Origin of the sequence: Pseudomonas sp. fls2-241-TYG-175 (assembly GCF_030209155.1) — a bacterium.
In the GTDB taxonomy this organism is placed as follows: domain Bacteria; phylum Pseudomonadota; class Gammaproteobacteria; order Pseudomonadales; family Pseudomonadaceae; genus Aquipseudomonas; species Aquipseudomonas viridiflava.
On record NZ_JARVSO010000020.1, the window covers coordinates 171574 to 192771 of the forward strand.

Sequence of the window (21198 nt, forward strand, 5' to 3'; positions counted from 1 at the left end):
CCCTTCGCCTACCGTTATCCCCGGCAGGTCATGACTCAACCCTATCGCGCCGTCCATCGGGTGACAGCTAGCAATTCTTATAGGTTTTCAACGCGCAGATCGTCCGGATTCATGCGCGTGGCACTTTCCTTGCTTCGTTCATTGCTATAGTTGTCGTTCGATGGGTCGAGTGACAAAGGAAGTCATGCCATGCACGTGAGGTTGTCGGATTTCAATACACGTCTACAGTCTGCAGCCACGCTGGACCAGCAGATGGACTGCGCATGGATGCTTGCGTCGGGGCTCGGTTTCGACTCGGTGGTTTACGATTACAGCCCGGTGCCCGTGGCCCATGATGGTGCACTGATCACCCCTTCACTGCTGACATTGCGCAATGCCCCCGAAGACTGGCATACGCTCTGGTGCCGCAAGGGCTATTACCAGATCGACCCTGTTCAACAACTGGCGGTAAACAGCGTCTCGCCATTTGTGTGGTCTTACCAACCGAAGGCGGAAACCGTATTGCGCACGGTGATCAAGGACCTGCACACACCCGTGGTGCGATATCTGAACGAATTCCACATGACCTGCGGCGTGACCGTGCCAATCCACATGCCTAAAGGTGGCTTCGCAACGCTCACCGGTATCTGCTCGGACAGCAGCGACGCGGCACTGGAAGACGCCCGACAAAGTCTCGCCGAGTTCGGCCTGCTGGCTCATGCCTTTCAGGAAGTGGCTTACCCGATGTTCGACGAGGCCATGCACTCGTGCACGGCAATCAAACTCACGCGCCGCGAACGCGAATGCTTGCGCTGGTCTGCCGAAGGCCTGACCGCCAGGGAAATTGCCCAGCACCTCAATCGCTCCGTCGCCACCGTGACACTGCACCTCAACTCTGCCATGCAGAAGCTCGGTGCGAAGAACCGCGTACAGGCCGTGGTGCGCGCCGTACATTATAGGTTGCTGGACAGCTGACCCTTTGTTTCGGGCCAAAACCTATCATTTCTTACAGTTATCGCTGACGAAAAACAGCGCTAAGGTGCCCCGATCCATAACCGGGAGACCGACAGCATGTCAGAGATAATGATCCAGGAAGGTTACGCACCCTTTGGCCAGTACCAGACCTGGTATCGCATCACTGGCGATCTGCGTGGTCCCCACACGCCGCTGGTCATCCTTCACGGAGGTCCCGGCTGCACCCATGACTACGTGGATGCGTTCAAGGACATCGCCAGCACCGGCCGCGCCGTCGTTCATTACGACCAGTTGGGAAACGGCAAGTCGACTCATTTGCAGGGCGAAAAAGCGGATTTCTGGACAGTCGAGCTGTTTCTGGCGGAGCTGGACAACCTGCTGATGCATCTGGATATCGCCAACAACTATGCCCTGCTGGGTCAGTCCTGGGGCGGCATGCTCGCCTCCGAACATGCTGTACTCAGGCCATCCGGCCTTAAAGCATTGGTCATCGCCAACTCGCCAGCCGACATGCACACCTGGGTCAGCGAAGCCAACCGCCTGCGCCGGGAGCTGCCGGAAGCGGTACAGAAAACGCTGCTGCGGCACGAGCAGGCGGGGACTTTGCAGGACGAGGAATACAAGGAAGCGTCTCGCCTCTTTTATAACCGTCATGTGTGCCGTGTTAAGCCATGGCCTGAGGAAGTGCAGCGTACGTTCGACCAGATTGATGAAGACCCGACCGTTTACCACGCCATGAACGGACCGACCGAGTTTCATGTGATCGGCACCATGAAAGACTGGACCATCATTGATCGCCTGCACCTCGTTCAAGTGCCGACGCTACTGATTTCCGGCCGTTATGACGAAGCCACGCCGCGAGTGGTAAAGCCTTACGAGGACAACGTCCCCGGCATTCAGGCGGTGGTTTTCAAAGAGTCCAGCCACATGCCGCACGTGGAAGAGCGCACGGCCTGCATGGGTGTCGTCGCGAAATTTCTGGATGGCGCGGCGCATCTGCAAACGCCTGATGCAACGCCACGGCGTCAGGTCGAAAGTGAAGAGCATTTACTCCATGCGATCGGCCTCGTCCGCTCTCGATACACTCGTTTGAGGTTAATACCGGTCGGATACTTACAAAACTGCGTAACCTCACTCTCAAAAAGCGCTAAAAACGTAGAGTAAATACTTAACTAATATCCTCTATTAGCGGGATAGATAAAATCTATAAACCCGTTTTTGACGCCCTTAAAAAGCGCCAGGCTACTTCCAGTAACGTGTATTTAAATGAATAATCTTTAATGAGCATTCGACTCAATAAAGTTCGACTCCGGCAGAAATATTGTTCATACGAAGGGGACATTCTATCCCCCGCAAGACGCTTTGCCGCCGGAGGCAGACATGAACCTCAGATCCCTCAATATTTCACGCAGGGCCTCGCTCTGTTTCGGCATCATCACGGTCCTGCTGGTCGGGCTCGGTGCCTTTTCGTACGTTCAGATGGGCCATCTTCGGGCGGCCGAACAAAACATTTCGCTGAATTCGCTTCCCAGCGTTCAGGTCATCGATGACATTCAGGTCGCCCTGCTCCATGCGCGCCTGGAAAGTATCCGAATGCTGGCTACCACTGAGCCGGCCTCCCATTCTACGGCCGTCGCCAAAACCAATGACGCCATCGGAGCGCTCCAGTCGAGCAGTGAGTTCTACCGAAAGAACCTGATTTCCGGCGAGCAGGACCGGGTCAACTTCGACGACGCCGGCTCAAAGATGGTGCAGTACATCGATGGGGTGAAACAGGTCATTGCGCTGGACTCGACGGATCATGAAAAAGCCCTCGTGTTCGCCAACACAGAGCAGGCGCAACGCGCAGTTGCGTATCAGGAAAAGCTGACCGGCCTGCGTGAGCAAAACGTACAGGAAGCCAAGCGCTCCGGTGACGATGCAACTGTGGTGTATGACCATAGTGTCAAAGTACTTCTGATCGTTGTGATCGTTGCCTTTATTCTCACGGTGTTCCTCGCCGTCGCTCTGACGCGCAGCATTGTCGAGCCGATCGGTTCTTCACTGTCGCTGGCAGAAGACATTGCTGCGGGTGACCTGACCCGGCAACTTGAAGTGACCGGCAAGGATGAGGCGTCGCGACTGATGCACGCGCTGAACCTGATGTCGAAGAACCTGCGCGACACCATCCAGCAGATTTCCGGCGCATCGACACAACTGAGCACTGCGGCGGTCGAAATGACGTCGATTACAGAAAGCGCCGACCGGACCCTGCAACAGCAGAACAGCGAAATCGAACAGGCGGCCACCGCCGTGAATGAAATGAGTGCTGCGGTAGAAGAAGTTGCGCGCAATGCCACGTCAACTTCCGAGGCGGCGAAACAGTCTCGCGTAGCCGCTGAGCTGGGCAACAGGCGAGTGACAGAAACGCTGACCGCGATGCAGGGCCTGACCCATCTGGTCGAAGGCTCATCGGCCCAGGTCACCGCACTGGCCAATCAGGCGCAGGACATCAGCAAAGTGCTCAGCGTCATCCGCGCCATTGCCGAACAGACCAACCTGCTGGCGCTGAACGCAGCCATCGAAGCTGCACGTGCAGGCGAGCAGGGCCGTGGCTTTGCTGTGGTGGCTGACGAGGTGCGCGCACTGGCTCACCGCACGCAAACGTCGACGCAGGAAATCGAACAGATGATCTCTGCCATCCAGGCAGGTTCCTCCGCCACCGTTGAATCCATGCAAAAGAGCACCCTGGAAGTGCACAGCACCCGCAAGACGGCCGAAGACGCTGGCCAGTCGCTGCTTCAGATCACCGATTCGGTGCTTGAAATCAACGACCGCAACCTGCAGATCGCCACCGCATCGGAAGAGCAGGCTCACGTTGCACGGGACGTGGATCGCAGCCTGATCAGCATTCGTGATCTCGCGATCCAGAGCAGCGAAGGCACTCGCCAGACACTGCTGGCCAGCAATGAATTGTCCAGGCTTGCCGTGAACATGAATAATCTGGTGCTGCGATTCAGGACGTAATGTGGAACCTGGCTAAACCGTTTGATAATCACCCGCCTGTTGTTGCTATTCAGAGGGATGCGCAACGGGCCATCCACATGGCAATATGGAACGAAAGTGCAGATTAGTATGGAAACCTGTTCTTGAATGGTTCATCTAGCAACACGACTTGCACTACAAGCGTGCACGACTAATAACAAACCGCCATTACTCAGACTTGATATACGTTAATAGTCTCTGTATCAGCCACGATACACACGCTTGATCAGGTATGATGCCCTCTACTCTGAGTAGTGGAAGTATGCGGCATGCCCAGCAGAATTATTGTGGCCGATGATCATCCGTTATTTCGTGAGGGCATGCTGCGTACTGTAGAACGCCTGGTGCCCGACGCGGTGATCGAACAGGCTGGCAATCTTGACGAAGTGCTTGAACTGGCGCGCTCGGGTGACGAGATTGACACGCTGGTGCTGGACTTGCGCTTCCCCGGCCTTGTTTCAATGCAGACCATTGGCGAACTTCGCAAGGAGTTCAAGCGCACCTCAATCATAGTGGTGTCCATGGTCGATGATATGGACACTATTTCAGAAGTCATGGCGCAGGGCGCTGATGGCTTTATCGGCAAGAATATCGATCCGCTGGACATCGCCGAAGCGTTCATTGCCATTCGCAATGGCGATGTCGTGGTCAAGTACAAGCCGGAAGGCTCGATTCTGGGTGACGTGGAAATGTCTGCACTCAGCCACCTGACCAGCAGGCAAAAAGAAGTCTTGGGACTGGTCGCGTCAGGCAAGACCAACAAGGAGATTGCCAAGGAACTGGGCATCTCGCCCTTTACCGTTCGCATTCATGTTTCCAGCCTACTTAAGACACTGGGTGTGCCCACCCGATCTGCTGCCGCCGCGCAATTTTCCAGCCTGTCCATCAAGTAACCGTCATGTCGATATTGCCCAAACGCATTGATCTGGAAATGACTCAGGCGCTATTGCGCATGGCCGTCATTGCCACTTCAACGCTGTACACGCTCATAACGTATGCGCTGGATGAAATCTCCGAAGAGCGCATGTTCGTGATTCTGGGCTACTGCCTGGGTTTCGCCATCGTGACGATCGGCCTGATTGTGCGCATCGCCCAGCGGCCGGGGGCTTCCGGCAGGCGACGCCTGTTTGCGCTGGTCACTGACAATCTGGCAGGTATCGTCACCATCACCGTGGGCGGCGAAGCGCTGCTTCCGGTGTACTCGGTCATGCTGAGCATGACGGTCGGTTACGGCATGCGCTATGGGCGCAATTACCTGTTGCTGGCGACCGGTTTCTCGATGATTTCCCTGCTGATCATCATTGCCCTGACACCCTTCCTGCGCGAACACCACGCGGTCGCAGTCATGATGATCCTGACCATGCTGGTGCTGCCGTTGTTCGTCTACTTTCTGCTCGGAAGACTGCACCTGGCCCTCAAGGAAACCGAAGAGGCCAACCAGGCCAAGTCACGGTTTCTGGCTCAGGCCAGCCATGACCTGCGACAACCAATTCACTCCATCAGCCTGTTCACCGCCTGCCTGCGCGACGCCAGTCTGGGTGACAACGAGCGTCGACTGGTCGACAACATCGACCGCGCGCTGGGTTCGGTCGAGCAGTTGTTCCGCTCCTTGCTGGACATCTACACGCTCAATCGCGGCGAAGTCACGCCACGCCTGGAGACGGTAGATCTGGACGCATTGCTCAAGGGATTGGCGAGCCAGAACAGTGAGGCAGCCAGTTGGGCCGGTGTGCAGATTCGCGTGCGCAACAGCAAACACCACGTCCGTACCGACCCGGCGCTGCTGAGTACGCTGTTGCAGAATCTGATTTCCAACACCTTCAAATACGCCCCCGGCAAACCGATACTCATCGGTTGTCGCAAGCGTAAGGGCAAGCTCGACATCGGCGTTTATGACCAGGGTCGCGGTATTCCCGCCGAGCACCTGCCCCACCTGTGCAACGAATTTTATCGCGTGCGGGAAAAGCGCGACCGGGATATCGAAGGTGTCGGGCTGGGCCTGAGCATTGTCAGTCGCATCGCCCGCCTCATGAAATTGAAGGTCAATATCCACTCTATTCCAGAGCGCGGTACGGTGGTCATGGTTGCAGGATTGCCCGTTGTCGCGGCCAGTCTGCCCGTCCAGACTTCCAACATCGACTGGAACAAGCGTCTGCTCGGAGGGCTGCGGGTCATGTTGATCGAGGACAACCAGAACGTGCTGCAGGCCACTGCCATGTTATTGAGCAAGTGGGGGTGTGAGGTCCAGACGTCTGTCAGCATTCCCGACGCTCACGTTGACTGTGATCTGGTCATCACCGACTTCGATCTAGACCGCAGTGCATCAGGCGCTGACTGCATTGCTTACCTGAACCGGCTGCAAGGCCGGCGCATCCCCGCCATCGTGATCACCGGCCACGAACTTCAACACGTCCGCCAGGCTTTGAATGACCCGGACATTCCGGTGCTCTCGAAGCCGGTCCGCCCCGCCGAACTTCGCTCGCTGTTGCTGAGTTTCAAGGTGGGCTCAACCCCATCCTCCAGCGGTCAGTATATTGCCGAGCGCTAACGGTCAGCGCGTGCTGTAGTGGTCAACGACGCTGCCTTTGAAATAAATATAGATGGTACTGATGTCAGCCTGGCGTCCGGTTGACTGTGTTCCTGTCACTGTACTGGCATCGTCCATCACTTCCTGGGCATCGCCAATACGTGATTCACCTTGCCACATGGCCGACCCGACCTCTCCGGAACCATATTTGTTCGCGTACTTATAAGCCACTTTCTTCAAGGCATTGAAACCTGAGTCGCTGCGATAGTAAGACCAGTCCGAGGTATTATCGGCGACGTCGTCCTGCGCAGACGTCGGTGCCCCGAACTTCTGGCGAATCTGCTCTTTGGTAGATTTGCCAGGGATGATATTAGCTTTTATGAACGCCGGCGAATACTTCGATTCACCGGTAATTGCATCCAGCGGATTGCCACCGCCTGTAGAGCAGGCTGTCAGTGTCGACAGTATTGCCAACGCCGCCATCAATCCTTTTAACCTTGCCATTCGGCCATACACACCCATTCCAGCGCTCTCCACTATCAGCCTATCGTTAAAGGTCTATCGAAAATCCGGCACGACACGTCTCGCAAGGCCGCTGTAACCAGCGGCCCTGAAGATGGATGTGCATAGAAGATTCGATATCAGCTAGTTGAGTAGGGTAAGGGGCTCAACCGAGACAGGGCTATAGTGCAGATGTACTAGTCAGCGCTTCAAACTGAAAGAACTAGAAACGATACGTCGCGCCAACGCCGAGAAAACTCGCACTGTTTTCATAACGGGCGCTGTAACTGGCCAATGCATTAGAACGGCTGACATTCACGCTTTCTTCCTTGAGCCAGGAATAGGCAACGTCGAGGGTCAGGTCTTTGCTCAGGTCGTAGGCTGCGCCCACGCTGTATATCGTGCGATCGCCTGTCGGCGTGCGTGGCGAGCGGTTGGTGTTGCTGGTCGGCGATTGATCGAAGCGGATGCCGGTTCGCAGAAGCCATTGGGCATTGAGGCGATAGGACGTACCCAGCGCATAAGCCCAGGTGTCGTGCCAGTCCAGACCGCCCGCAACGGCATTCGACAGTGACGAGGCCAGCACGCCACCGACCGCAGGGCTGATGCTTTGCGTGCTGAAGTCCAGGTCCTTCATGCGGCTCCACCGGGTCCAGGTCGCCCCCGCGTAAAGCTTCCAGGCATCGCTCAGGTCTTGCGTGACCGACAGATCCACGGACTCCGGCGTGTCCAGTTGCAGCGAGCAGTCATACCGATTGCTGGTCAGTATCTGCGGCGGCGTTCCAGCGCCGGTGGCTACGTTGGTGTGGCAATCAAGGTCGTAGCGGACTCGCGAGTGGTACGTCATGCCCGCTCGTGTGGTGTCCGTCAGGTTGGCCAGAATGCCGACATTGAAACCCAGGGCCACATCGTCACCCTTGACCTTCACATTGGTGTCCGGGATGGCAGGGTTGAGTGTCAGATCGGACTCCAGCTCGCCTGCCAGCCGGTTGATGGTCGGTCCGAAGCCAATGGAAACACGATCATTGAAGGCGTAACTGACCGTGGGTTGCAGCGTGATCACCCGAGCGTCGCTTCTGCTGGCAAACGCACGTCCCTGAAAGCCCGACTCGTAATCGGTCGCCAGACCGAACGGCGCGTAAACACCCATCCCGAATGCCCACTGTTCATTCGGCTTGTAGGTATAAAACCCGAAAGGAATGGCCTTGAACGGCACCATGTCGCCCTTGTTCGTACCGGTGGAACGGCCGCTTGGGTTACTGATGTCGGAGGACGCGTCGATGAAGGTGACGCCGCCGGTGATCTGCTGCCCCTGCAGCCGCGCCATGCCCGCCGGGTTTCCATACACCGTACTGGCGTCGTCGGCCGAGGATGCACGACCGGCGAATGCCGTTCCCATGCCACTGATGCTTTGTTCGTTGAGTCCGAAGCCGCCCGCGCAAAGCTGGGTCGAAACCACGGCAAAGGTAAAGCCCAACGTGATTTTTTGCATGGATCTCGCTACTCGTGGCAGGTCACTGTTCGATAAGGGTCATCAGGCGTGAAGACATGTACGCGCCGGAGCGTTTCAGGACCTGAAAGGCCGTGGGCATACGCGCGGCAGACAGGCCTGCATCGACTCAATGGGCAATCAAGGAGCCTATCAGCGAGTAAAAACACGCTCTATAGTACAGGTGTACTAATGGCTCTTTGCCGCAGCATGAGTGCGTTGTTTTCTGATCGGCAGCCTTGTTAGTGCATGCAACTGCGAACGCTTATTGACGCCAATGCTCTGCCGTTAAAGGGCCTGCTGTCATATTCCAGGAATATTTCATGTAACCCCTGATCAGGTGTGGCAGGATCAGCAGCGGCGAAAGTGTGATGCAGTTCAAGAACTGCCTGATGCTTTGCCAGCTTCTCAATGACCAGGTCGGGGCATCACCATTGAACACCACATTGACTTCCGCAGAACTGGCCGTCATCAGTGAAATCGAAACCACCTCAAGCTTGTTGAGACTGGTCACCCGACTCACCGGGCTCAGATTCGCCGCAATCGCCAAAGTGACCGACAGCAGCTGGACCGCATGTGCTGTATATGACGAACTCAATTTCGGGCTGGATGCCGGTCATGAGCTCAAACTGGAAAACACGTTCTGCAACGAACTGAGATTGAATCGCCAGCCTATCGTGATCAACGAAGTCGCGACCGATCCTGAATACGCCCAGCACTTCATTCCGGCAAAATTCGGTTTTCAGAGTTATTTCTCGCTGCCGATCATTTTTCCGACCGGTGATTTCTTCGGCACGCTGTGCGGCCTCGATCCGCTGCCGAAAAAGCTCGACGACGAGCAGCTTCTGGAAACCCTCAAAGTGTTCTGCACGCTGATCGCCAACACGCTGTACGCGCACCAGCAGCTCACTGAGCTGCAAGGCCAGATCGCCCTGCTGTCAGAGCCGACTGAGGTCTGAATACACGCTTCTCCATCACACTGATCGCACTCGATTATCGACCCTGCAGAACCAAAGAGCCCGGTATGAACCGGGCTCTTCAAACGCGTTCGACTAAAAAACCGAAAACTTACTGCGCAGTTTTCAGCTTGATGACGTCGCCGGAGATAGTCGTGGTGTAACCATTCAAAACCCAGGCCCAGAACCACTTCTCCTGGATTTGGGTATTGATCAGCGCATCACCGCCCTTGGCCTTGATGGCCGCATCCTGAGCGCGGACAAAGCGGCTGTTCTGACGGATGGGAATCAAGCCAAACAGCATCAACCCGGTAGCACTTGCTTCGCTGTGACCCAGAACTGTGTACTGACTGCTGTCGTAATGCGGCGACTTGATCGGCGCACCGGTGCAGCCTGCCAAAACCAGGCCAAACGCTGCGGATGCGACGACTTTACTGATGTACTTCACTGATAAAACTCCATAACCCATACCCGAGACCCTTTCTCGGGGCGCGCACTTTAACTGCGCGGGCGGGAGTTTGAAAATCTGATGTGTTTATTTGATCAGAGGACTCAGTCAGCGTGACTGCTCAACTCGACTCTCTTATATCCCGGTCGGCTACGCTGGCTGAATGTTGAACGCTATCAACAACGGGTCAGGCTGAAAGAATGATCGCGTCAGGATTTATCCGACTCTTCACGGTCATCACTGCCACCCGATGCCTGTCCTCCCTTTCTGCCTGCTTCAGCTGCCCGCTCAGGATCATGGGCGAAATTGCCACCCGAAGCCTGCCCGCCTTTCTTGCCGGCTTCGGATGCACGCTCAGGATCGTTGGCGAAGTTGCCACCTGACGCCTGACCACCCTTTTTTCCTGCTTCGGACGCCCTTTCCGGGTCATTGGCGAAATTGCCGCCTGACGCCTGACCACCCTTTTTTCCTGCTTCGGATGCCCGTTCCGGGTCGTTGGCGAAATTGCCGGGATTGTTTTCCCCAGTGTTAGCCATTGTTGTTGTCCTCCGTTATCGGCCGACCGCTTGAGTGCTGTCGTAAGCAATAGAAAGCGCCTTCGGGGCAGTCGATCCGGAAATCTGAAGGCTGAACGACGAATGGCAAATTCGTTCAATCCCGTTCAGGTTGATCCAGACTGCCCGGTTTTAAAGGGGTGAAGCCTTATTCAGAGCAGACGGGACAGGTTTTTTAGCGCGTTGAAGTTCTTGTGTGGGGCTATAGATAAAAATGGTGCGCTGATAAAGTGAACTTCGTGATGTCATATAGTCATCACCCATGTACCCCCTCCGAGATACTCATGAACGCTTGCGCCCCTATCCCGTTTAACGAAACGCAACGTCTGTTGCGTATAGCGGAGCTGTGCGTGCTCGAGAACACGGCGGACGATGTCTTCGATGAAATCGTGGAAATGACTGCCAATTTCTTCGACGCCCCCATCGCGCTGATCTCCATCGTCGATGAGCATCGACAATGGTTCCGCGCCCGGGTTGGTCTGCAGGCCCAGGAAACCCCTCGCGACGTTTCGTTCTGCGCCTACACGATCCTGGCCGATGAGCCGTTCGAGGTGACCGACGCGACGCTCGATGAGCGGTTCATGGATAACAATCTGGTCACCGGACACCCCGGCATTCGCTACTACGCAGGGGCGCCGCTGATCACTGATGACGGCATCGCGCTGGGCAGTCTGTGCGTGATCGACACAAGCCCCCGTGCGCCGATGAGCGAAAAGCAGGCGAACATGCTCAAGCGATTCGCCTCTTTGGTGATGAAACGCATCGTCGGTCTGAGAATGAGCTGCTTTATCGACCAGCCTACCGGGCTGTATAACCGCTCGCGCCTGGAGGAAGACATCAGCCAGACCCTGAGTTCGAAGCAGAACTATCGCCTGGTCGCTGCGGACATGATCACCCCCGAGTTTCTCAACGACATCGTCAAGGCGCTGGGTTACAGCTATTCACAGGACCTGGTGATGGCGATCAAAAATCGTCTACAGCGTCTTTTGCCGCATGACTGCTCGCTCTACAAGGTCAGCCCGACACGCTTTGCCTTTCTGCTGCCTGAAGAAGCCGCGACTGAAAACATGTTCCGCGCGATTCTCAAGGACTTCGAAACACCGGTGCAGTGTCGCGGCATTCCCGTGCAGATGCAGGTCGGCCTTGGCGTAGTGGCGCTGGACAACGCCGCCAGCACCGAGCAGGACTGGATGCGCCTGGTGATCAGCGCTGCTGACAACGCCCGTGACCGCAATGTCGGCTGGGCCATGTATGAACCCCATTCCGATGCCGCTCAGCAGCGTGCCTTCAAGCTGCTCAGCTCGCTGACCAACGCCGTGCACTCACACGACCAGTTGCGTCTGGTCTATCAGCCTCGCATCGATCTGAAGACCGGCCATTGCACTTCGGTTGAAGCCCTGTTGCGCTGGAATCACCCGACCCTGGGGCCGATCGGTCCGGCGGAGTTCGTGCCGCTGGCGGAAAAGACCGCGCTCATGCGCCCGTTGAGCCTGTGGGTGCTCAGAAACGCAATCGAGCAGGCAGCCCACTGGCAGCGCCAGGGTTTCGATTTCCGCATCGCGATCAACGTGACGCCGGAAGACCTCACCGGCCCGGCATTTACCGACACCATGATCAGCCTGCTGCGTGAACACGATATCCACCCGACCCGCTTCGAACTTGAGTTCACTGAAGGCGCGCTGATGCAGAACCCTGCCGAGGTTCGCAGTCAGCTCGAACGCATGCGCGAAATGGGCATGGATGTCGCGATTGACGATTTCGGCACCGGCTACAGCAACTGGAACTATCTGCGTCAGTTGCCAGCCACCACCGTCAAGCTCGACCAGTCGTTGATTTGCAACCTGGTCTCGGACGAGACGGATCAACGTCTGGTGAAAGCGCTAATCGGTCTGGCGAAAAAACTCGGTTACTGCGTCGTTGCCGAAGGGATCGAAACCGATGAGATCCGCACATTGGTCAAACAATGGGGCTGCGATGAAGGGCAAGGCTACCTGATCGCAAAACCGCTTGAAGCCGACATGATGGTGAACTGGCTAAGCCCCACGCAACGCCTGCAAAGTGTTGCCGAGGCAACACTTGCGGCTGCCACCCGCGATAAACGGTTATAACCTTAGAACACATCTTCATAACCGCTCATAACCAAAGCCGCTATGCTGCCCGCCACTTTTTGCCTGATACGTTTGCTTGACAGGGTTGGATATGGAAGCGGGTGGTTTAGGGTTTGTAGTAGCAGGACTGGTAGTGGGCTTCATCGTCGGCATGACCGGTGTCGGCGGGGGTTCGTTGATGACCCCGATACTGCTGTGGTTCGGTATCAATCCGGCCACCGCTGTAGGCACTGATCTGTTGTACGCCGCCATTACCAAATCGGGCGGTGTGCTGGTTCATCGCAAGAACGACAATATCGACTGGAAAATCACGGGGCTGCTGACACTGGGCAGCGTGCCTGCGGTGTTGCTGACGCTGTGGTTCCTGAGCACCCTGCATGCCGCACCCGACGCCCTGAACGCCATCATCAAACAGGCGCTGGGTTTCGTGTTGCTGTTGACCGCCCTCGCCGTTCTGTTCAAGAAAAGACTGCTGGCCTTCGCCCACGGGCGTGGCGACGGACATTCCTTTTTCAAGGGCACCAGCCTGACGGTGCTCACCGTGGTCACGGGCCTGATTCTTGGCACCATGGTTGCGCTGACATCGATTGGTGCAGGTGCCCTCGGTACGGTGGCGCTGTTCATTCTTTACCCATTGCTGCCGACCCGCCGTTTGGTGGGAACCGAAATCGCCCACGCGGTGCCCCTCACCCTGGTTGCAGGCCTGGGCCATGCCAGCATGGGCAACATGAACTGGGAATTGCTGGGCTGGCTGCTGATGGGCTCGCTGCCGGGCATCTATTTCGGCAGCCACATGGCCGGGCGCGTGTCTGACGATCTGCTGCGTCCTTTCCTGGCGATCATGCTGGGCATGATCGGTTTCAAGCTGGCGTTCTGACCAACGTCAAGCTGTCACATCCATGCGTCAGGCTCGCCCTGCAAACACGCTTTGAGTGCTGTGTAGCGCAACACATTGCGTTGCACAGGCACATTGGTCGGGATTTGTATTTTTTTGTAGCTCAACGCCGTTTTTCGGCGCAGGATTTTGCCGGTCTGCTTTCGCGCCGGTGCTCGGCACAGACTCATCCTTGCTGACTGGAGATGCCACTAATGCTTATCCGAATTGAAGAAGGTGTTTACGGGGCCCACTGGGTCGTGAAGCTGGACGATTACCCGGTGACTTGCCGGAGCTGGCAGGAAGCCAAAGAGTTTGCTGACCGCATGAAATCCAGAATCGACGCTCCCCACTCTCTTCCGCTGTCCGCACGACACGCCGTATCCGAAAGAAGCGCGCCTGAACGACGCTCGAGGGCGATGGCACGCTGAGCTGTTGCTGCCTTTGTTTCCTGTAACATTTATCCTTGTAACAACTGAAACGCCGCTGCCCTGACAGCGGCGTTTTGCCATCCATCTTTTGCTGATTATGCACCTGAATAAAAACTGAAATTCATTCTCGTTTCGGTGACATCCATTTCACATCTTCTTCACGTCAGGCTGGGTAAATTGAACCCACTCCTTTGATGAATCCCATTTGGCCCACCCTGTTGTGGGCCATTTTTTTGCCTGCGAAAAAGTGAGCGGTATCGCGCATGCAAAGCCTGCCCGATCCGACTTACTCCACTTGCGAGCGAGGCTGTCCGGAATCCCTGGTAGCCAGTGCAGCTGGATTGCTCAATGCCCCACTGTTCAGCTCGGCCAGCCGATCACTGCCTGTGCCACTGACCACAGAATGACTCCAGTGTGTGGTTAACGTAGCCATCCAGCCCAGCAAAAACAGCACAACTGCCTGCAACGCCCATTTGCTAATGATCGACATGCGCTCTCTCCTCAATCAGGTCTGGATGGCGAGCATGTAAACACCTCGCCATTGCAGAAGAATTGCAGAGTTTCAGATTTTTGCCACTGTGCCGCTCATCCTTTTTCGCTGAACTCGCCCGCCGTCGCGTCCTTCCTAATTTCAAGGCCAGCGTGAAGCGTACGTTGCAAGCATGTCCGCGCTTCTGACATCCGGCCGAACCGTCATTCAGATCGATAGGAGACAGACCATGCCTGCCGCGAATTCGAAAAAAGACGCTACCGCAAATAAAGACAAGTACACCGACAAGCAGAAACGCAAGGCCGAACATATCGAAGAAAGCTACGAAGAAAAGGGTGTTTCGAAAGGTGAGGCAGAAGCCCGGGCGTGGGCCACGGTCAACAAACAGTCCGGCGGCGGCGAACGCAAGGGCGGTTCGGGAACAAGGACACCGGCGTCGAGCAAGTCGGCAGCGCGCAAGGATTCCGCCAAGCGTGCCGTGGCGACCAAACTCGGTGAACCGCGCCACAACCAGTCGCTGGAATCGCAGACCAAAGTGGACCTGATGCAGCGTGCACGAGGCTTGAATATTGCCGGTCGCTCGACCATGAACAAGCAGGAGCTGATCAGCGCGCTGAAGAAAGCGTCATAACGAATCCGCCGCACACTGTGTGACTGACAGGAGTTGCTTATGACCGGGACCGTAACCGGCAAGACCGACGTTGTTCTGCTGCCTACGCGCAAAGCCCTTTCTACCCATGAAACAGTGGTTCACCAGGTATTGGCGCAAAAGCTGGCGACGCTGCTCGGCGCAGAGTTCGTCGGGCTGTACGACGATTTGATTCATCGGGGGCGGAATCTGTATTTCGTCCCGTCCGACACGTTGATCGAACGGGATCATCCCGGTATTCGATCTGCCGACGATCTGTTCGGCGGCGTGATCGCAGAACCGTTCATGGCGACCAAGGCCCTTTCGCATCCGCTGCCCGAAAGTGCAACGCATAAACCGCCCGGCTGGTCAGACGCGTTTCACCGTCAGGCTGCGCAGGCCGTGCTCGCCGGCTTCTCGGTTTTTGCCGAACAGGATGCGCTGAAGGTCGGCACACAGATGCTCGCCAACGGTCCGGTGCGACTGAAACCAGTATTGGCGACGGCAGGACGCGGTCAGGTGGTGGTAACCACAGAAGCAGAGCTGGCCGAAGCCATTACCCGGCAGGACCTACACGAGATACAGGACTACGGTCTGGTGCTGGAAGAAAACCTGACAGAGGTCATCACCTTCAGTGTCGGTCAGGTACAAGTGGCCGGGCTGACCGCCAGTTATTACGGGACTCAGGACCTGACACGGGACAATCAGGGTGAAACCGTCTACGGCGGTTCACGCCTGCACCTCGTGCGGGGCGATTATCAGGCCTTGTTGCGTCTGCCTTTGGACGATTCGGTCAGGCACGCCGTGCAGCAGGCGCTGGCTTATGAGAGCGCCGCATTTGCCTGCCTTCCCGGCTTCATCGCGTCCCGCCGCAACTACGACATCGCCCAAGGCACCAATGCGCAAGGCCAGCAGTGCTCAGGCGTGCTGGAGCAATCCTGGCGCATCGGCGGTGCCAGCGCAGCGGAAGTAGAGGCCTTGCTGTTGTTCAATGCCGACCCGGCGCTGCAACAGGTCACTGTCTCGACCCACGAGGTGTATGGCAAGACCACGCTTCCCGCCGATGCCCAGGTGCTCTATGAGGGCGACGACCCTCAGGTGGGCTTCATCAGCAAATTCGTTCAGGTGGAGCCTCTATGAGCGTTCGCAGTGAAATCATCGAGATCAAGGTAGGCAGCCAATCCATCTCCGGGTCCATCGTCACGCCGTGCGAGAAGTTTCCCGGCATTCTGTTCGTCCATGGCTGGGGTGGCAGCCAGCAGCGCGACCTGGCACGGGCCAAGAACATCACGGGGCTGGGCTGTGTTTGCCTGACCTTCGACCTGCGCGGTCATGAGCGCACCGAGGGCCTTCGGGCCACTGTGTCACGTGAGCAGAGCCTGGAGGACCTGCTGGCCGCCTATGACCGACTCGTCAGCCACCCTTCTGTGGACCCAGAGGCCATTGCGGTGATCGGCACAAGTTACGGGGGTTATCTGGCAACCATCCTGAGTGCGATGCGCCCGGTCAAATGGATGGCGTTGCGCGTACCTGCCCTGTATTGGGACGCCGACTGGGACATGCCCAAGCAGGAATTGGATCGCGACAGACTCGCGCACTACCGGCGCTCGGCCGTCACCGCAGCGGACAATCGTGCGCTGGCAGCCTGCAAGGAATTCAGAGGGGATGTGCTGCTGATTGAATCAGAGCGTGACGACTATGTACCGCACGCCACGCTGATGAGCTATCGCAGTGCCTTCGAGCTGGCGCACTCGCTGACCTATCGCCTGGTGGACGGTGCCGACCATGCGCTGAGCAGCGATATCAGCCAGAGCGTCTACAGCTCGATGCTGACCAACTGGATCAGCGAGATGGTCATTGGCGCTCGGCTGGTGGATTACCCTCACCACTCAGCCAAGTACTCATGACCCGCAAGCGATCCCGAACGACCGAATCAGTACTTGGTGCTTTGCTGTTCAGGCTTGGCGGGCGTGTCGACGTGACGCGGGCCTGCAACCAGCAGAGCCAGCACGCCAAGAATCGGCACGGCAACGATCACGATGATCCACATCAGTTTGTTACTGGACTCCGTGACGCTCTTACGAACACGCATCACCGCCCATATATCCGAAATCACGATCAACGCCGTGATCGCTGTAAACAGCCACAAATGATTTTCCGATATCCAAGGCATTTGAAATCTCCTGCACATTCAACGAAGGCGGCCAGACCGGCGCCCTTACTGTAGAAGAGGCTTGGGAGCACCTTAAAGTTCAGAGAAGTAGGAAAAATCGGGCTTTTTCCGGGCGCTCGACCGCCATCGGTCCAGTGCGGTGAAACCATTGCGTCACATCGTATTCAATCCGAAGAGGCTCGCAAGGACCTGCGAGACCCGTTCGCCATCGGAGGGAATGTCATGAACGCATTTATCATCAAACTGTTCACCCGCCCCGCCCACGCGTGGAGAGACATACGCGACGAGGAAGAGCACAGCCCACGCCAATACCTGCCGCACTTGATATTGCTTGGTCTGATCCCGGCCGTCTGCCTGTACATCGGTACGACACAGGTGGGCTGGAGCATGACACTTGAAGATCGTGTCTGGTTGAGCACCAAAAGCGCCTTGCAGTTATGTGCCCTGCTGTACATCGCCATTCTGGCCGGTACAGCGCTGATGGGCACGTTCATCCGCTGGCTGTCACGCACCTCAGAAGCGCGGCCAACGCTCAACCAGTGCATCGGCTTCGCCACTTACACCATCACCCCGTTTTTCATCGCGGGCCTTGCAGGGCTTTACCCCAGCCGCTGGCTGATGATTCTGGTACTCGGGCTTGCCGCCATTCATTCGACCTTTCTGCTGATCATCGGCATTCGCACCTTCATGCGCCTGCCACCCGGCAACGCACCGCTCTACGCGGCTGCAGTGTGGGGCGTCGGCGTGCTGGTGCTCGTGACGATTCTGGTGTCGACGATACTGCTCTGGTACCACGTGCTCACGCCTGATTACGTGCGCACCGTACTGGGGGACGTGCCGGCTGGATGATGTGAGGCCGAACCTGATGGGCAGCCCATCAGGCCTTCGACAACACACTGTCGCGCAGCAAACATTGGACTGTGGGAGGCGGCTTGCCGGCGATCTGCCGGGAACCGGCAGCAAGGCCTGCGCAACGGCGTGAACTCAGCGCGTCCTAGCCGGTTTAGCGTCGATCTTCACCCGGAACAGGCTGTAGGGCTTTTCCCGCAGATCCTTGCCGCCATGAAACAGTCCCTGGCGATGCAGCTGATTGGCGATGAAGTAGAGGTAGCCGTCATTTGCCACCGACAACGTGTCCGGCCACAGCATTCGAGGATCGTGAGCGACCGTCTGCCAGGTTCCGTCCGCCAGACGTTTGCGAATGCTGTTGTCTTCGTAGTCGCCCGCGTAGACCGCGCCTTCGCTGTCGGCTTCCAGTCCATCCGACGGCCCTTTTTCTCCCAGATCCTGTACTGCGGCGACGAGTTGCTCTTCAGTCACGGCTGGATCGCGCAGGAGTTTTGTCGGCACCGAATACAGGTGTCGGCTGGAAAGCGGTGAGAAGTAAAGCGTCTGGCGGTCCGAGGACAGAGCGATACCGTCGGAAGCAACCGCAAACGGTTTGCTGGTCCCATCGGCGTTACGCATTTTCAGCACTTGGCCTTCAACCCTCGGCACGAACGCGGGGTCTGCCGACGTCGAGGCTGCGCCACTCAAACGACGCACGGCCTTACCGGTCGCAATGTCCATGACAATAATTGCACCGGGGCCACTGACAGATGAGTCGGTGACATATATCACGCCTTCCTTCCCGGCACTGAAGTCAAAACGCATATCGTTGACGTAGGTGCCTGGCAGAATGACGTTCTCAGGGAAAACCAGCGTCTTGACGACCTTGTTTGTCTTGAGGTCAACGGCCACCAGTTTGGCGCCGCCAGCGACCGGTTTGGAGAACTCAGGCGCAGCGGTATCGAGTATCCACAAATGGCCCAAACCGTCGGCGACAACGCTCTGAACGCTGATGAACCCCTTATCGGGATGCTGTGGGTCCGCCTGGTTCAGGGCGCTGTCAGGGTAAGGCACCACCTTGCCGTCGCGTAATTCGCCGACAGTGAACGGCACCTTGTCGCCCCAGCGCGGGAAGTTGACAAAAATGCGCCCTGTTTCAGTGACGCTGACGCCCGTGGGCATCGCATCATGGAACGCGAAGACCTGTTCGATTTTCCCCACGGGCTTGTCTTCTGGAAGCTTGGCGGGGGTCGCAGCCTGAACAGCCTGGCTGCCGAGCGCAACCATCAAGGCCGCAGAAGCCCAGGACATCGGTTGTTTGAAAGACAAGAAAGGTCTCCTTGGCCAGCGTGAAGCAGGCCAGTATCGAAAAGTGAAGATGGCTCGTTTGAATGGCCGGATGTACCGGGCAGGCAATCTACCTGCTGCGGATACTGATCCCTTTGTGGCAAAGAAAGAAGCCGTTAAATTCACTAACACTTTCAATCAAATGAAGAAAATGAGGCGGCTGGCGGCACCTGCAAGACCTGCGCACTCAGTCCCAATCGGGACGCGGAGCGTCCCGGGCGGCGTTACCACCCAGGAGCGTGGGAACGATCATCACGGATTGCCGAAATGTCTCGATTTCACCTGCAGGGACCACGCCCCGGCACCCTCAGGTAATCGGCGCAGGGTTGAACAGGGTGATGTCGTTGTGCAGGCGGTAGTGCTCGGTCCAGGTCTTTTTCTTGCCGCTGGCCACTTCGAGGTAGTAGTGGAACAGCTCCCACCCCAGGTCCTCGATGCTGGCGCGTCCTGTCGCGATGCGGCCGGCGTCGATGTCGATCAGGTCCGGCCAGCGCTGGGCCAGCTCGGTGCGGGTCGACACCTTCACTACAGGAGCCATCGCCAGACCATACGGCGTGCCGCGCCCGGTGGTGAACACGTGCAGATTCATCCCGGCCGCCAGTTGCAGCGTGCCGCACACAAAGTCACTGGCCGGAGTGGCGCAGAAGATCAGCCCTTTGCCGTTGACCCGCTCGCCAGGGCCGAGCACGCCGTTGATGGCGCTGCTGCCGGACTTGACGATGGACCCGAGGGACTTCTCGACAATGTTCGACAACCCGCCCTTCTTGTTGCCCGGCGTGGTGTTGGCGCTGCGATCCGCTTCGCCTTTGGCCAGGTAACGGTCGTACCAGTCCATTTCGCGCACCAGTGCCTGGGCGACGTCCTGATCCTGCGCACGGGAGGTGAGCAGATAGATGGCATCACGCACTTCGGTCACTTCGGAAAACATCACAGTGGCGCCTGCACGCAGCAACAGGTCGGATGCATAGCCCAGCGCCGGGTTGGCGGTGATGCCGGAAAACGCATCGCTGCCGCCGCACTGCATGCCCAGAATCAGCTCGGAGGCCGGTACCGTCTCGCGACGACGCAGGTCCAGCTTCTTCAGGCGCACTTCAGCCAGATCCATGATCTGCTCGACCATTTCACTGAAACCATGACTGGAGTCCTGAAGCTTGTAGAGCCAGGGCTCGCTCAGGTCCACCGAGCTGTCGCCCTCGTGCATCACCTGGCCGGCCTGCAGCTTTTCACAGCCCAGACTGATCACCAGCGCCTCGCCACCCAGGTTCGGATTGCGCGCCAGGTTGCGCACAGTGCGGATCGGAATGTAAGCGTCGGTGGCGGTGATGGCTACACCGCAGCCGTAGCTGTGGGTCAGTGCCACCACGTCATCGACGTTCGGGTATTTGGGCAGCAGTTCGTCACGGATGCGCTTGACCGCGAAGTCGAGCACGCCGGTCACGCACTGCACGGTGGTGGTGATGCCCAGAATGTTACGAGTGCCCACGGTGCCATCGGCATTGCGATAGCCTTCGAAGGTGTAGCCTTCAAGCGGCTCGCCCTTCGCAGGTACGGCATCGGACATCGGCAGGCTGTCGAGCGCAGGCGCTGACGGCATGCGCAACTGGTCTTCCCTGACCCAACTGCCACGCGGTATCGGTTGCAGGGCGTAGCCGATGGTATGGCCGTAACGAATCACGGCGTCGCCCTCGGCCAAGTCAACGGTGCTGACCTTATGGCTCTGCGGTACGTTATCGACAGTCACCAGGCCATTATCGAATTCGGTTCCGGCCGGCACACCCTGGTCGTTGACCACGACCACCACGTTATCCAGCGGATGCAGCCGGATGTAACGTGGAGAATCGGCATGTTGAATCAGGTTCATCACGG

Annotated in this window: 20 protein-coding genes and 1 pseudogene; 13 read left to right on the forward strand and 8 right to left on the reverse strand. The window is 57.5% G+C overall.

Annotated elements, in window-relative coordinates; all coding sequences use genetic code 11:
* Positions 1-189: 189 nt before the first annotated feature.
* From QRN20_RS15765 to QRN20_RS15785, 5 genes and pseudogenes are all read left to right on the forward strand, one after another.
* Positions 190-954, forward strand: coding sequence for a LuxR family transcriptional regulator (locus QRN20_RS15765; protein ID WP_029242013.1), 765 nt, complete (start codon positions 190-192; stop codon positions 952-954).
* Positions 955-1050: 96 nt separating this feature from the next.
* Positions 1051-1947: pseudogene (locus QRN20_RS15770) on the forward strand (proline iminopeptidase-family hydrolase); the annotation flags it as partial.
* Between the two features lie 387 nt (positions 1948-2334).
* A complete protein-coding gene (locus tag QRN20_RS15775) occupies positions 2335-3960 on the forward strand; it encodes a methyl-accepting chemotaxis protein (RefSeq protein ID WP_122412274.1) in 1626 nt (541 codons plus the stop codon).
* Positions 3961-4247: 287 nt separating this feature from the next.
* Positions 4248-4871, forward strand: coding sequence for a response regulator (locus QRN20_RS15780; protein WP_285360752.1), 624 nt, complete (start codon positions 4248-4250; stop codon positions 4869-4871).
* A 38-nt stretch (positions 4872-4909) separates the two neighbouring features.
* Positions 4910-6526, forward strand: coding sequence for an ATP-binding response regulator (locus tag QRN20_RS15785; RefSeq protein ID WP_032663790.1), 1617 nt, complete (start codon positions 4910-4912; stop codon positions 6524-6526).
* Positions 6527-6529: 3 nt separating this feature from the next.
* On the opposite strand, the gene QRN20_RS15790 is transcribed toward QRN20_RS15785, so the two are convergent.
* The gene (locus QRN20_RS15790; RefSeq protein WP_029242009.1) at positions 6530-7027 is read right to left on the reverse strand and encodes a hypothetical protein; all 498 of its coding nucleotides are present in this window, start codon (positions 7025-7027) and stop codon (positions 6530-6532) included.
* Positions 7028-7229: 202 nt separating this feature from the next.
* Entirely contained in the window at positions 7230-8498 is a 1269-nt protein-coding gene (locus QRN20_RS15795; protein ID WP_088236006.1) for an OmpP1/FadL family transporter, read from the reverse strand.
* A gap of 431 nt (positions 8499-8929) precedes the next feature.
* Between QRN20_RS15795 and QRN20_RS15800 the strand changes: the two genes are divergently transcribed.
* Positions 8930-9454: a GAF domain-containing protein gene (locus tag QRN20_RS15800; protein ID WP_050562178.1), complete on the forward strand. Its 525-nt coding sequence runs from the start codon at positions 8930-8932 to the stop codon at positions 9452-9454.
* A 109-nt stretch (positions 9455-9563) separates the two neighbouring features.
* Here QRN20_RS15800 and QRN20_RS15805 read toward each other — a convergent pair whose 3' ends face one another.
* Together QRN20_RS15805 and QRN20_RS15810 are read right to left on the reverse strand one after the other, a co-directional pair.
* A complete protein-coding gene (locus QRN20_RS15805) occupies positions 9564-9899 on the reverse strand; it encodes a hypothetical protein (protein WP_029242007.1) in 336 nt (111 codons plus the stop codon).
* A gap of 209 nt (positions 9900-10108) precedes the next feature.
* Complete coding sequence (locus tag QRN20_RS15810; protein WP_285360757.1) at positions 10109-10435, reverse strand: con-10 family general stress protein; 327 nt, start codon at positions 10433-10435, stop codon at positions 10109-10111.
* 302 nt (positions 10436-10737) lie between these two features.
* On the opposite strand from QRN20_RS15810, the gene QRN20_RS15815 reads away from it, so the two are divergent.
* The 3 genes from QRN20_RS15815 to QRN20_RS26680 all read left to right on the forward strand — a co-directional run bounded on the left by QRN20_RS15815 (position 10738) and on the right by QRN20_RS26680 (position 13866).
* Positions 10738-12561 carry a sensor domain-containing phosphodiesterase gene (locus tag QRN20_RS15815; RefSeq protein WP_122425762.1) on the forward strand — a complete coding sequence of 608 codons (1824 nt, stop codon included), beginning with the start codon at positions 10738-10740 and terminating at the stop codon, positions 12559-12561.
* Between the two features lie 91 nt (positions 12562-12652).
* Entirely contained in the window at positions 12653-13438 is a 786-nt protein-coding gene (locus QRN20_RS15820; RefSeq protein WP_025994198.1) for a sulfite exporter TauE/SafE family protein, read from the forward strand.
* A gap of 212 nt (positions 13439-13650) precedes the next feature.
* The gene (locus QRN20_RS26680; protein ID WP_004883170.1) at positions 13651-13866 is read left to right on the forward strand and encodes a hypothetical protein; all 216 of its coding nucleotides are present in this window, start codon (positions 13651-13653) and stop codon (positions 13864-13866) included.
* A 286-nt stretch (positions 13867-14152) separates the two neighbouring features.
* On the opposite strand, the gene QRN20_RS15825 is transcribed toward QRN20_RS26680, so the two are convergent.
* Positions 14153-14356, reverse strand: a complete 204-nt coding sequence (locus QRN20_RS15825) for a hypothetical protein (RefSeq protein WP_004883167.1) — start codon at positions 14354-14356, stop codon at positions 14153-14155.
* Positions 14357-14585: 229 nt separating this feature from the next.
* Here QRN20_RS15825 and QRN20_RS15830 point away from each other — a divergent pair, with 229 nt between their 5' ends.
* The 3 genes from QRN20_RS15830 to QRN20_RS15840 are packed head-to-tail and all read left to right on the forward strand — an operon-like array spanning position 14586 to position 16891.
* Positions 14586-14987: a Rho termination factor N-terminal domain-containing protein gene (locus tag QRN20_RS15830; RefSeq protein WP_029242004.1), complete on the forward strand. Its 402-nt coding sequence runs from the start codon at positions 14586-14588 to the stop codon at positions 14985-14987.
* 33 nt (positions 14988-15020) lie between these two features.
* Positions 15021-16124: a DUF3182 family protein gene (locus tag QRN20_RS15835; protein ID WP_502942180.1), complete on the forward strand. Its 1104-nt coding sequence runs from the start codon at positions 15021-15023 to the stop codon at positions 16122-16124.
* Positions 16121-16891, forward strand: a complete 771-nt coding sequence (locus QRN20_RS15840; RefSeq protein WP_043306778.1) for an alpha/beta hydrolase family protein — start codon at positions 16121-16123, stop codon at positions 16889-16891. Before QRN20_RS15835 ends, QRN20_RS15840 begins: the two co-directional genes overlap by 4 nt.
* A gap of 26 nt (positions 16892-16917) precedes the next feature.
* On the opposite strand, the gene QRN20_RS15845 is transcribed toward QRN20_RS15840, so the two are convergent.
* Positions 16918-17157: a PLD nuclease N-terminal domain-containing protein gene (locus QRN20_RS15845; RefSeq protein WP_004883154.1), complete on the reverse strand. Its 240-nt coding sequence runs from the start codon at positions 17155-17157 to the stop codon at positions 16918-16920.
* A gap of 222 nt (positions 17158-17379) precedes the next feature.
* Between QRN20_RS15845 and QRN20_RS15850 the strand changes: the two genes are divergently transcribed.
* On the forward strand, positions 17380-18006 hold the full coding sequence (locus QRN20_RS15850; protein ID WP_122435178.1) for a Yip1 family protein: 627 nt from the start codon (positions 17380-17382) through the stop codon (positions 18004-18006).
* A gap of 135 nt (positions 18007-18141) precedes the next feature.
* On the opposite strand, the gene QRN20_RS15855 is transcribed toward QRN20_RS15850, so the two are convergent.
* Entirely contained in the window at positions 18142-19296 is a 1155-nt protein-coding gene (locus tag QRN20_RS15855; protein WP_413817606.1) for an L-dopachrome tautomerase-related protein, read from the reverse strand.
* Between the two features lie 343 nt (positions 19297-19639).
* Positions 19640-21193 (reverse strand): galactarate dehydratase, encoded by a 1554-nt coding sequence (gene garD, locus QRN20_RS15860; protein ID WP_004883146.1) that lies wholly within the window; start codon positions 21191-21193, stop codon positions 19640-19642.
* Between the last annotated feature and the right edge of the window lie 5 nt (positions 21194-21198).